The organism is Listeria aquatica FSL S10-1188, from assembly GCF_000525795.1.
GTDB classification, from domain to species: Bacteria; Bacillota; Bacilli; order Lactobacillales; family Listeriaceae; genus Listeria; species Listeria aquatica.
The window spans coordinates 1-12,802 of sequence record NZ_AOCG01000021.1 but is presented as its reverse complement, the minus strand read 5'-3'; the positions used below and the strand labels follow the sequence as shown (position 1 = coordinate 12,802).

The 12,802-nt window shown below is 39.0% G+C and carries 8 protein-coding genes and 4 pseudogenes; 3 read left to right on the top strand and 9 right to left on the bottom strand.

Annotation, left to right across the window (positions count from 1 at the left end):
- Positions 1–15 precede the first annotated feature (15 nt).
- From arcC to MAQA_RS12795, 3 genes and pseudogenes are all read left to right on the top strand, one after another.
- A pseudogene (gene arcC, locus MAQA_RS12805) lies at positions 16–961 on the top strand (carbamate kinase).
- A 140-nt stretch (positions 962–1,101) separates the two neighbouring features.
- Positions 1,102–1,920, top strand: coding sequence for a MurR/RpiR family transcriptional regulator (locus MAQA_RS12800; RefSeq protein WP_052008618.1), 819 nt, complete (start codon positions 1,102–1,104; stop codon positions 1,918–1,920).
- A gap of 45 nt (positions 1,921–1,965) precedes the next feature.
- Positions 1,966–2,287, top strand: a pseudogene (locus MAQA_RS12795) (putative heavy metal-binding protein).
- Positions 2,288–2,413: 126 nt separating this feature from the next.
- On the opposite strand, the gene MAQA_RS12790 reads toward MAQA_RS12795, so the two are convergent.
- From MAQA_RS12790 to purR, 9 genes and pseudogenes are all read right to left on the bottom strand, one after another.
- Positions 2,414–4,741 (bottom strand): hypothetical protein, encoded by a 2,328-nt coding sequence (locus MAQA_RS12790; RefSeq protein WP_036074425.1) that lies wholly within the window; start codon positions 4,739–4,741, stop codon positions 2,414–2,416.
- 240 nt (positions 4,742–4,981) lie between these two features.
- Positions 4,982–5,941: a ribose-phosphate diphosphokinase gene (locus tag MAQA_RS12785; RefSeq protein ID WP_036074422.1), complete on the bottom strand. Its 960-nt coding sequence runs from the start codon at positions 5,939–5,941 to the stop codon at positions 4,982–4,984.
- Positions 5,942–6,014: 73 nt separating this feature from the next.
- Entirely contained in the window at positions 6,015–7,394 is a 1,380-nt protein-coding gene (glmU, locus tag MAQA_RS12780) for a bifunctional UDP-N-acetylglucosamine diphosphorylase/glucosamine-1-phosphate N-acetyltransferase GlmU (protein WP_036074420.1), read from the bottom strand.
- A gap of 358 nt (positions 7,395–7,752) precedes the next feature.
- Positions 7,753–8,058, bottom strand: coding sequence for a septation regulator SpoVG (gene spoVG, locus MAQA_RS12775; protein ID WP_036074419.1), 306 nt, complete (start codon positions 8,056–8,058; stop codon positions 7,753–7,755).
- Positions 8,059–8,185: 127 nt separating this feature from the next.
- Positions 8,186–8,494 (bottom strand): septation regulator SpoVG, encoded by a 309-nt coding sequence (gene spoVG, locus MAQA_RS12770; protein WP_036074416.1) that lies wholly within the window; start codon positions 8,492–8,494, stop codon positions 8,186–8,188.
- Between the two features lie 715 nt (positions 8,495–9,209).
- Positions 9,210–10,423 (bottom strand): annotated as a pseudogene (locus MAQA_RS12765) (ABC transporter permease).
- Positions 10,420–11,106: an ABC transporter ATP-binding protein gene (locus tag MAQA_RS12760; RefSeq protein ID WP_036074414.1), complete on the bottom strand. Its 687-nt coding sequence runs from the start codon at positions 11,104–11,106 to the stop codon at positions 10,420–10,422. Before MAQA_RS12760 ends, MAQA_RS12765 begins: the two are co-directional and overlap by 4 nt.
- Before the next feature lie 29 nt (positions 11,107–11,135).
- Positions 11,136–11,824: pseudogene (locus MAQA_RS12755) on the bottom strand (efflux RND transporter periplasmic adaptor subunit).
- Between the two features lie 122 nt (positions 11,825–11,946).
- The gene (gene purR / locus MAQA_RS12750) at positions 11,947–12,768 is read right to left on the bottom strand and encodes a pur operon repressor (protein ID WP_036074413.1); all 822 of its coding nucleotides are present in this window, start codon (positions 12,766–12,768) and stop codon (positions 11,947–11,949) included.
- Positions 12,769–12,802 lie beyond the last annotated feature (34 nt).

The window sequence follows — 12,802 nt, the reverse complement described above, 5'->3', positions numbered from 1 at the left end:
TGCGAGGGAGTATTTATGAAAAACAGAAAAGTTGTTGTGGCACTTGGCGGCAATGCTATTCTTTCAGACGACGCTAGCGCTCACGCACAAAAAAAAAGCTTTAGACCAAACTGCGGAACATCTTGTTCAATTTGTTGCAAATGGCGATGAGTTAATTGTCTCTCATGGTAATGGTCCTCAAGTGGGCAACTTGCTCATCCAACAACAAGAAAGTAACTCTGTTAAAAACCCTGCCATGCCTCTTGATTCTTGCGTTGCAATGACTCAAGGCAGCATTGGTTATTGGTTGCAAAATTCACTTGATAACGCTTTTGCGAAACGCAAAATGACAAAAGAAACTGTATCCCTTGTTACGCAAGTTATCGTAAGTAAAGATGATCCTGCGTTTTCTCGTCCGACAAAACCCATTGGTCCATTTCTTTCAAAAGAAGAAGCCGAAGCTGAAGAGAAAAAAACGGGCGCAACCTTTATAGAGGATGCCGGGCGAGGTTATCGTAAAGTTGTACCTTCTCCCAAACCGCTTTATATCAAAGAACACGAAGCGATTAACAAATTAGTGGAAAGCGGCGTTGTCACGGTATCTGCTGGCGGCGGAGGGATTTCTGTTATTGAAAAAAACGGAGAATTTACAGGTGTCGAAGCCGTTATCGATAAAGATTTTGCTTCACTACGTCTTGCCGAAATGGTTGAAGCTAACTTGTTCGTCATCTTAACAGGCGTTGATCACGTTTTTGTGAATTTCAACCAACCGAATCAAGAAAAATTAGAACAGGTCACAGTTTCCGAACTAGAAAAATGGAAGGCAGAAAAGCAGTTCGCAGAAGGGAGTATGCTTCCAAAAATCGAAGCAGCCATTGAATTTGTCAAAAGCCGCCCTGAAAGCCGTGCTGTCATCACTTCCCTAGAAAATATCGAGAATTTTCTTCAAAACGGATCGGGAACTGTAATCACCGCAGATTGATAAAAGAAAAAGCGAAACTTCGGCTTTCCACAAGCCAAGGTTTCGCTTTTTCGTTGCTGTAGGATAGTTTATTGAACCCTAATTATATGGTACAATTTACGGGTAATCGTTCAATATATCACATGGAAAGGATGGAATTTATGGACTTTTTCGAAATTGCTAGCCAATCCATCACTAACTTAACAAGAAACGAACGAATCTTATTCGACTACGTTGTTAAGAACATGAAACGTATCAAAAACCAAAGCATTCGCGAAGTTTCAGCAGAATGTTTTGTTTCTACTACAACATTTCTGCGTTTCGTACGCAAACTTGGATTCACTGGTTATAGTGAATTTACAACCGTTTTGAAATTTACCGAGTCTAGGAAACCTGACATCCAGTCACCTCCTTTTGTCGTTAAGCAAAAGGATTACCGAGAAGAATATTTAAAGAATATCATTGAATCCGTTCGTGTACTTGAGCCAAGTAAATTAGAACAAATCACATCAAAACTTGAGCAAAAACCACGGATTTACTTTTTTGCAAAAGGTTTGAGCAAACATGCTGCCGAATATGTAAAATACCTCTATACAATGAATGGTTTTTTAGTCGAGTTTCCTGAAGATTACCAGTATCGTCAAGCAATCCTACCACATATTGGTGCTGAAGACATGGTTTTTATTTTAACTTATGCCGGACATGATATAGAACTTGTCCAAACCGTACAGCGTCTTAAAGCAAGAAAAAACTCCCCTCTACTCATTTCCATAACTTGCGCCGATAACAACATCATTCAGAATATGAGCGACATCAATTTATATATTTTTACAGATGAGATTGAAATCAACCATCTCGATATCACTTCACGAATTTCAACAATCGCAATTATGGAATTGATTTTGTATCAATATATGGAAAATATAAATCAGCAAGTTCAAGTTCTTCAACCCAATGGCCAAAACGAGGATCTTTTTTGACGAATAGTCAAATTCCAAGTAAACTTGAAAAAAGGAGGTTTTTCGATGATTACAACAACTTCTCCCAATATCGAAGGTAAACAAGTCGTTGAATACAAAAAAAATTGTTTTCGGTGAAGTTATCACGGGTGTTAATTTTATGAAAGATATTGGAGCTGGTTTAAGAAACTTTTTCGGCGGGCGTTCTGAAGGCTACGAGCAAGAGCTTATTAATGCGCGTGAAGAAGCAATTGCTGAAATGGAAGCGCGTGCTACTGATATTGGTGCAAATGCCATTATCAGCGTCGATATCGATTATGAAGTACTTGGATCTGATAACGGCATGTTAATGGTCACTGTTTCTGGAACAGCAGTTGTGGTAGCTTAACCTTCTCTAAAATTCAAAAAACCTTGATTTCTTCATTCATCATGAAAAAAATCAAGGTTTTTTTATGAAATCATTTTCTATAGAAACGTAGCACAAAAAACAACTATGCGATTTAACCAATATATCTTAAATTGGCGCATCACGTAAAGTCCAAGTAATTTCTCCTTGATAGGCTTCGTGCAATGCTTCACCTTGTTTAATCTCTAAAATTAAACCGTTCTCTTTATTCCATGTCTTAGAAATATCAAGTGGCTCTTTACGCCCAGTGTAGCCTCCATTTTCTAAAATTTGGAGACCATTTGATAATGGCCGTTTTTCACCACCAGAAAGATAAAACAATTTCCCTAATGTTTTTTTACTCACCTTACCAGTTATAGGCTTGCTCACTGTAGCCCCTAATTCCCATTTTCCAAAGTAGCGTGTTTCTTGCACTGCTAGATTACTGATTGTTTTCTTCACTGGTACATCTTGAAGAGCAGAACTAATCAAAACCGTTCCAAAGTCTATGCTTTGTGGTACGTTCGTCAATTGTAAGTCTCCGGTTTTAACTTCGACAGGAACTGTAACAATTCCCTGTACATGTGTAAGTTCACTTTCAACAACTACATCAACTGAAGTGCTTCCAAGTTGCTCAAATTTCCTAGGTTCTTTAATCGCCACTGCCTTAATCTTATCTTGTGGTAAAATACTTTTCAAATCTGTTACTAGGTCATCAGGATTCAATTCATCCGAACTTGAATGAAGAGACACAACCTGAGAAATTGGCGTTCCTGTTGGAGGCGGCATCTTAACTAAGGTTTCCCCTTTTACTTTCATATCTGGTTGATCACTGTTTGCTACTTCGATAGGAATATGAAAAAAACCATCCGATTGAAAAGTATTAATTAAATCAGGAGCATCTGTATTCAAATCAAAACTTCCAGTAATAGAAAGTTGATTATTTGCAAGCTGTGACAAAACAGACTTATTGGCTGTTATACTAATTGTACCCGTATTCGCATCTGAACTTCTACTTACTTGTACGGCCCTTTGGTCTTTATCTATAACTTGAATAGAATATAACGAATTTGCTTTCACTAGATCTCCCATACTAAAATTGACCGAGAAGTCATTCGGATAAAAGGATGGATTTTGAGCAACTAATGTTTGATCGATGTTAAAATTAGCCTTTACCGTTTTTTCATTTTTCTCTACTTTAGTGGATGGGGGCGCATAAGGAATCTGCATAACCATATCGCTACTGGAAGCCGAAAACAGCTTATGATAAGACAGATAGTCCACATATCTCACATAAGGAACGTAATCACCATTATTATCTTGTAAACTAGCAGAAAGAAACAAATGCTGAGTAGAGTTATAAAGAATATTATAATCCATATTCGACCATTCTTTTCCCAATAATTGATAATTCTCACCAGAAACATCTAAAAACGAGCTTCCAGCCCCCGTCCCGGACAAAGACGCATCTCTAACAAGAACATTTGAGATACCAGATCGATTAGATAACAAAGTAACAACATTTCGGTTCTTTCCATCACTTAATTTTGATATTTTAATTTTCATCGGCAACAGTATGTCAAGTCCAGGATCTTGTATTTCATTTCCATTTGCATCCTCAACCCAAATCTCAAGTTCAAATTTTAATGGATCACCACTCCGTCCCACACTCATCGGAAATTGATTAAACACATCCATAGTCACCCTGGTAGAAATAATTCTAATTGCTAGTACGCAAGGCTCTCCTTGATGAAAGCCCACATTTTTGACTTTTATAATCGTTCCAGGATCATATTCACTATTGATAGAAGGATATCTTTCTGGAGCCCCATTTTTAATAATATCTTTAGATGACTGTTTCCCATAATAAATAAGTGGGATAATTTCTTTTGATTTCTTAACGGCTTTCCCCGATACGTAATTCCCCTTGGCATCCATGATGGTTCCATAAGGTGATTGATCGAAAGGGGTGAGATTATCAAATGCAGAGTCTATCGTCCGGTTGGAAAATTGACTATTTTTCACTTCTTTTGGCTCGTTTTGAACTAAAACAGATGCCGTATTTGAAACATGATGCGCCTCATCAAACGCTTGCAAAGTTACTGTTCCAGGTTTAGAAGACACGAAGCTAAGTATAGTTTCATGCTCTCCACCACTTTTCCACTCTATCACTAACTGATTATTTACAGAGTCATTTTTTATAGTGGCATCCCCTTGCTTCTGTTCTTGATAGACTAATCCATCTTTCAAAGGAATGACAATTTTATTTGAAGTATTCGTCTTATCTTTTACAGTGATTTCAAATGGAGAATTCGCTGTTATTTTATCAACATTTGAAGATACAGCTAAGGAATCAAATGAATCATTTTCAGCAAAAACCTGGGAAAAACTCAACAATAATATGCCAATTGCAAGTAGACTTATACAACCGACTAATACATCCAGCCATTTTCTCACAATTCTCCCCCTTTTCTCCATCTCCAGTTACAACTTTCTTAGAGTAACCTACTACTTCTACCATTTTAATCAAAAAAGACATAAAATTATAGATACTTTGTTCCAATATAGCTAAGATATTTCGACTTTTCTATGAATTAATATTCACTAAATAAGGAGCGCAAATGACATAAAAAAAAGCTATAAACAAAGTTTTAACAACTTTGTTTATAGCTTTTCAATCGGTTAAACCCCTTTTTATTATTCAAATAATGAGCTCACAGATTCATTTTCATGAACACGAACGATTGCTTCACCCAGTAATGGCGCAACCGAAAGTTGTTCCATTTTATCAATCCATTTATCTTCCGGCATCGCAATTGAATTTGTCACAACTAGTTTCTCGATCGGAGAATCACTAATACGTTCCATCGCCGGCCCAGAAAGAACCGGATGCGTGCAAGACGCGAAGACGCGTGTTGCGCCGCTTTCTCGAAGCGCATTCGCCGCAAGCGTGATTGTTCCTGCTGTATCAATAATATCGTCAATCAAGATGCAAACTTTGCCTTCCACGTTACCAACAATGTTCATGACTTCTGCCACATTCGGCCGTGGACGACGTTTATCAATAATTGCAATTGGCGCTTTCAAACGATCAGCCATTTTCCGCGCACGCGTAACACCACCATGATCCGGTGATACAACAACAATATCTTCACTTGCTAATCCAAGATTACTGAAATAATCACTTAGCAGACGAACCGCGTTTAAGTGGTCGATTGGAATATCAAAAAAGCCTTGAATTTGCGGCGCATGCATATCAAGTGTAATCATTCTCGTCGCTCCAGCCGTTTCAATTAAGTTTGCTACTAATTTAGCTGTAATCGGTTCACGGCTTCTTGCCTTACGATCTTGACGAGCATAGCCATAATAAGGCATTACAATATTAATCGTTGCCGCCGAAGCCCGTTTTAAAGCGTCAATCATGATAAGGAGCTCCATCAAATTTTGATTCACAGGATAACTCGTCGATTGAACCACATAAACGTGACAGCCACGGATACTTTCCTCAATATTGATTTGAATTTCACCATCGCTGAAATGCGTAACACTTGATTTACCTAGTTCGATCCCTACTTCTTTCGCAATTTCTTCCGCTAACGCACGATTCGAGTTTAGTGCAAAAATTTTCAACTTTGGATCAAAATAATCGTTTGACATAATCAGCCTCCACTAATTTATAAAATGATAAATGAATTTTATTCTCTCGGCTAGAAACCGGGACTCCCTTTTCTTACTTGTCGTGCTTAGCGCGAATCTTTTTCACATAGCCCACTTTGTTTACCTGACGCGCTCTTCCTATCGCAAGTGCGTCTTCCGGCACATCATCAGTAATCGTAGAACCAGCCGCAATATACGTATTATCAGCTATCTCAACTGGCGCAACGAGATTCGAATTACATCCCACAAATACATTGTCCCCAATTTTTGTTTTAAATTTATTGAAGCCATCGTAGTTTACTGTAATCGTTCCGCAACCCACATTAACATTCTTACCGACTTCCGCATCACCCATATAAATAAAGTGTGGCAATTTCGTTCCTTCATCAATCACAGCATTTTTCGTCTCTACGTAGTTCCCGATTTTCACGCCCGTTTTAATTTCAGAATCTGGACGAAGGTGCGCAAATGGTCCGATCGTAACGTCGTCTCCCACTTTGCTGTCTTCAATTTCAGAACTGCGCACGTGCACACGGTCACCAATTTCTGCACGATCAAAAACACAGCCATTCGAAATGACACAGTCACTTCCAATTTTTGTCTTCCCACGTAGCGTGACATTAGCCTCAATCACAGTATCCTGCCCAATTTCAACGTCTACATCAATGTAAGTACTTGCTGGATCAACGAGCGTTACACCGTTTCTCATATGGCGTTCATTGATCCTATGACGCATTAAGCGCGCAGCTTCAGCAAGCGCCACACGATCATTGACACCAAGCGACTCTTCAAAATTCGCCATCCGATAAGCTGCTACCACTTCGTCTTCATCTTTTAAAATCTTGATCACGTCTGGCAAGTAATATTCGCCCTGTGCATTATCATTAGACACCTTAGAAAGTGCATTAAATAACGCACGATTATCAAAACAATAAGTTCCTGTATTGATTTCCTGTACGCGTTGCTCTTTTTCTGTTGCATCTTTTTGTTCAACAATCTTCTCAACAATGCCAAGATCATCACGAATAATCCGGCCATAACCTGATGGATTATCAAGTGTTGTTGTTAAAATAGTGGCTTTCGCACGTTTTTCGCTGTGATACTTTACAAGCGCCCCAATTGTTTCACTTTCAATTAGTGGTGTATCTCCACAAACAACAATGGTCGTGCCTTCTAAATCAGCAAGAAGCTCCTTTGCCTGAAGAACAGCATGCGCCGTTCCAAGTTGCTCTTCTTGTTTCACAAATTCACTTTTTCCTTCTAAATGCGTACGAACATCTTCCGCACCATGACCTACAATCGTCACGATTTTATCAACATTTAAACGACCAATTTGATCCACTACATGTTCAACCATCGGCTTACCACACACTGGATGCAAAACTTTATAGAGTTTCGATTTCATTCGTGTTCCTTGACCTGCTGCTAAAACAACAGCATACTGTTTTGTCATCTTTATAGAACCCCCAATTATCACTAATCTACCATTATGAATCATACCGTAAAATCACGTTTTTTTCAAGAAACCCCAGAAGGGATCTTAGTCACACAAAAAAGCCTTCCAACTCACGGAAAGCACAGTCAATTTGATTTTGTTCTTGTTTGATGCCATGTAAAAAATGGAAATTTCGCTTTTGCTTTCTCAAAAGAAGTTTTTTCATCGTTCAATTTCATTTTCTGGAACATCCCCAACATCAGAACCTCATTTCAACAATTTTCTCCATTATAACATAGCTAGTTAGCTAAAAAAAGGGCGAAACAAAAAAAGGACCACCGCATCAAACAGGCGGTAGTCCTGGCATTTTATTCTATTATTCAGCAGATTCCGGATCGGATTCTTCCGATACAGCATTCGCTTCTTCTTCACCAACACGTTCGTATTCCGCAAGAACAACATCTTGAATTTTACCACGTGTATCTGAATTAATTGGATGTGCAATATCACGGAATTCCCCATCAACACCGCGTTTGCTTGGCATTGCGACAAAAAGACCGTTGTTTCCATCGATGACGCGAATGTCATGTACGACAAATTCCTCATCTAACGTAATTGAAGCAATCGCTCTCATTCTTCCGTCAGTTTCTACTCGACGAAGTCTAACATCTGTTACTTGCATTCTCGTCACTCCTTATCCCTAATGCCCTTAACCCAAGATGCGGTTTCCGATTTTTTCATCAGGTAACAGATTTGATCCCTCTCTGTCCCATATCTCGCCGCATTTTCTTTAAGTAAAGGGATTCTTTTTATTCTGCCGTAGCTTCTTCTTTGCTTTCAGAACCCCCATCAACTGCAACTGGTTCTTCTGCTACGTCATAAGCAGCGATAACTGCTTCCTGAATTTTTGCACGTGTATCCGAGTTAATTGGATGTGCAATGTCACGGAATTCCCCATCAGGAGTCCGTTTGCTTGGCATTGCCACAAAAAGCCCATCATTTCCATCGATGACACGAATATCATGTACAACGAATTCTCCGTCAATTGTGATTGAAGAAATAGCCTTCATTCTTCCATCTGTCAATACTTTACGTAATCTCACATCTGTAATTTCCATTTTCTTCACCACCTTAAGTCTAGTTGCTCAGCTTTTCAACTTAGCTGCCTATGCAACAAAATTAGTCTTGCTTCACAGAAAACAGAGATTCATACTTTCTCACCAGGCACCTCGTTTTCTATAATCATATGATAATAAAAAAAGATGAATTTGACAACTTTGTGAACTCTAAGTTTTTTCACTGCTTTCACGCGATTAATCTATTGACAAATACAAATTGTCTTTAAATTGTTTTTGATTGTTGAACTAAATAACAGAGTTTACTTTAAACCATTTGAGACAGTCATTCTGATAACAGCGTTTTAATAAAATCACTCCTCTTTCCCCAAACTTTGAATTGTAAATTCTATAAAAAATGTGCACAATAAAAAATTATTTTTTTGCAGTGTTGAAAAGATAAACTTTACAAAATAGCATGCAATTTTTTTGCATATTTTTTCACAATCAACTCGTTCAAAATATCTAAAACAACTGATAGCAAGGCGTTTTCAGCAAATTCTTACTTTGAAGGTAAGAATTAAAATGTGGAAATTTAGTTTTTATGTAACAAAATTGTTAAAATTGAATGACAAGACAGTTGTATATAATATATATTACGTTTTTTTGATAAAAAGTAGAGTTTTAATCTTTTTACTTTATTATCCTTTTTCTTCACCATTTATACAAAAACATGCTTTAGTTGAAAATTTTCATCTAAAGCATGCTTTTTAGTTTCTTATTCAGAACGAAGCGCGTCAATCGGACGAAGCTTAGATGCTTTGTTAGCAGGCGCAAGCCCGAAGATAACGCCAATACATAGCGAAAAGACAAAGGAGAATATGATAGTGCCTGCGGTTACACCGGATGGGATATCCGCTACATTCCCAAAGATAAGCGCACCACTTACTCCAATGATGATACCAATAACGCCACCGACAACGCTGATGACAACGGACTCGATTAAAAATTGAGTAAGGATGTCGCGTTTTTTTTGCACCAAGCGCTTTGCGGATACCGATTTCTCGTGTCCGTTCGCTTACAGAGACGAGCATGATATTCATGATGCCGATCCCACCAACGATAAGGGAAATGGCTGCGATGGCTCCTAGGGCGGTCGTCAGGGTTCCGCTGATTGTATTAAAGGCACTTAGGATTTCTTGCTGATTGATAACCTGATAAGGCTGTTCAAGTTGTGTATCAGATGATGATTTGGCTTCATCGTCAGTATCTTGGTTGAATTTAATCGACAAGCGCGATTCCAAGGTGCTTACCACAAAGTCGACGTCTTCAGCGTTTTTAGCTTCAACGTAGATGGTACGGACATTGGTATCTTTAAGTAAGCGCTGAGCTGCCATAATTGGGATAAAGACTTGGTCGTCGCTTGAGCCCATCATGGATGCACCTTTTTCTTTAAGAACCCCAATCACTTTGTAAGGCAGTCCGTTCAGGCGGATGGTTTTCCCAACCGGGTTAGCAAAACCAAAAAGATCTTTAGCCACTGTCGGGCCTATCACCGCTACTTTTTGCCCGTATTCAATATCAATTGGCAAAAGGAAACGCCCATTTTCTAGCTCCAAGCTTCTTGCGCCTTTGTACTGGTCGTTTGTCCCAATGACTTTTTAAGTTTTTCGACTGGAAGTCATTTGTGGCTGTTGCTTGACCAGATAATTCAGGTGACACGCTTTTCACACCATCAATGGACTGATATTTCATCGCTTCTTCATAACTGAATTTATCGTTTGGATTTGTTGAATTATTCATGACAGTTACAAGATTAGAGCCTAAGCTTCCCATCTGTTCGTTTACTTTTTGGGTTACCCCGTTTCCTAAAGAAACTAGCAAGATGACAGAGGCTACACCAATAATAATTCCAAGCATCGTTAAAAAGGAACGCAATTTACTGGAACGAAGTTGTTTGAACGCCAATTTCATACTTTGCAGTGCACTCAATTCGCCACCTCCTCATGATAAAGCCGACCGTCTTGGATGCGAATACTGCGAGTACCGTACCTAGCTAGTTCAAGGTCATGCGTGATCATCACGATGGTATTTCCAGCTGCGTTTAATTCTTTAAGAATGCTCATCACTTCTTTACCTGTTTTGGAATCGAGCGCGCCGGTTGGTTCATCTGCTAGCAATATGGATGGACTTGCAGACAGTGCACGGGCGATTGCCACACGTTGCTGCTGCCCTCCCGATAATTGCGTAGGAAGGTTTCCTTTTTTATCAGAAAGACCGACTTTTTCAAGACAGTTAAGCGCGATTTTTTCTCGTTTTGATAAGCTGTATCCACCATAAATAAGCGGTAACTCGACGTTTTCAAGCGCGGATAATTTCGTAAGCAAATTAAATTGCTGGAAAATAAAGCCGATTTTTTTATTACGAATCTCGGAAAGTTTGTTGTCATTTAGTTTGTAAACATCAACGCTATCTAGGTGATAGCTTCCTTCATCAGGAACATCTAGACAGCCGATCATATTCATCAAAGTGGATTTTCCCGATCCAGATGGTCCAACAATGGAGAGAAACTCACCTTCATTCACCGAAAGGGATACATCATCAAGCGCTTTAAAGGTTTCATCTCCTAATGTATAGGTTTTCGTGATATTTTTCATTTCAATAAGCGGGTTCATATGTGGTCCCTCCTTCCTTTTTTCAGTCATTAAAATCCAGATGCTTGTGTATTTGACTTATTAGAAGGCAAGATGACTTTGTCCCCTTTGGAAAGTCCTTTTGTAATCTCAATATTATCTTCATTGTGTAAACCGGTTTTTACGATTTTCTTTTCTTTTTTTCGTTTTTTCCATTTTTATCTTTTTTCGGAAGCATGACATAATAACGGTTATCATCGTCTTTTTGAACAGCTTCAATCGGTAGATAAATAGCATTCGATTTTTCTTGCACAAGAATTGACGCATCTGCTGTCATTCCTGCTTTAAGGCCATCTGTTTTATCAAGCGAAATAACGACTGGGAATGAAGAAACCCCATTTTGCACTTGCCCTTGTTCTGCAATTTGTTTGACTTTTCCTTTGAATGTTCGATCAGGAAGCGCCGCCACATTGATGGTTACTTCTTGATCCACTTTAATATTCGGGATGTCAAGCTCGTCCATTTGCACTTGAAGTTCCAAATCTTCATAATCTGGAGTTGCTTTGTTTGCCACCGCAATAACACCTGTTGCTGTTGCATCAATTTTCATTTCACCTTGCTTAACTTTTGTTTCAACTCCATCATTATTCGAACTATTTGTCGCTGCATCTTTTCCGTCCTTATTTAAAAAGGCAATGATGACTCCTGCAACAACAACGATGATCACTACCGCGATCAACCATTTGACCCATTTTTTCATACCGTTTCCTCCTACTCCAATCTAGAATTACATAACCCATATTTTACCACAACGGGAAGCATTTGGAAGTGCGGCGCTAGTCTGATTTTGTAAAAAAAAGAAAACTGCCGTAGCAGCTTTCTTTATTCGGCCGAAAAGTAGTTACCTTCAACCACTTCAATTTGCCGTTCCTTCACATTTACATTTTTTATCTTAACAAGCGAAACGTAGTCATCAACTAAGCGTTCCTCTGCATATTCAGATTCGACAAGCACACCAATTCCAACAAGCGTCGCTTTAAATTCATCCAAAAGATTTTTCATTCCATTGATCGTTCCGCCTGCTTTCATGAAATCATCCACGATCACAACGCGTGAACCTTCTGGTAAACTCCGTTTTGAAAGCTCCATTTTTTCAATTCGTTTGCTAGAACCAGAAACATAATTGATACTTACGGTCGAGCCTTCAGTCACTTTACTATCCCGCCTTACGATCACAAATGGCACACTCAAGTGTTCCGCTACTGCTTGCGCAATTGGAATCCCTTTTGTCGCAACGGTCATGATGGCATCAATTGGTTTATCATTAAATTTCGTCGCTAAAATTTTTCCGATTGCTTTCAGTGTAACCGGCTCGCCAAGTAAATCCGATAAATACAAATAGCCACCTGGAAGCAAGCGATCAGACTCTGCAATTCGGTTGCAAAGCGTCTGAATAAAATCAAGCACATCAGCGTTATCCGCCTTTGAAATGTAACGCACGCCACCAGCTGCCCCTGGAACTGTCTCAAGCGTGCCAATGCCGCGATCTTCAAATGTTTTCTTGATAATGACTAAATCCTCACTGATTGATGATTTAGCGGAACCGTAACGTCCTGCAAACATCGTAAGCGGGATTAGTTTCCGTGGATGTGCCAGCAAAAACTGTGTCATATCAATTAACCGTTCACTGCGCCGAACTTTCATAGTCTCTCTCCCTCTTCAAAATCCGCATAATTTT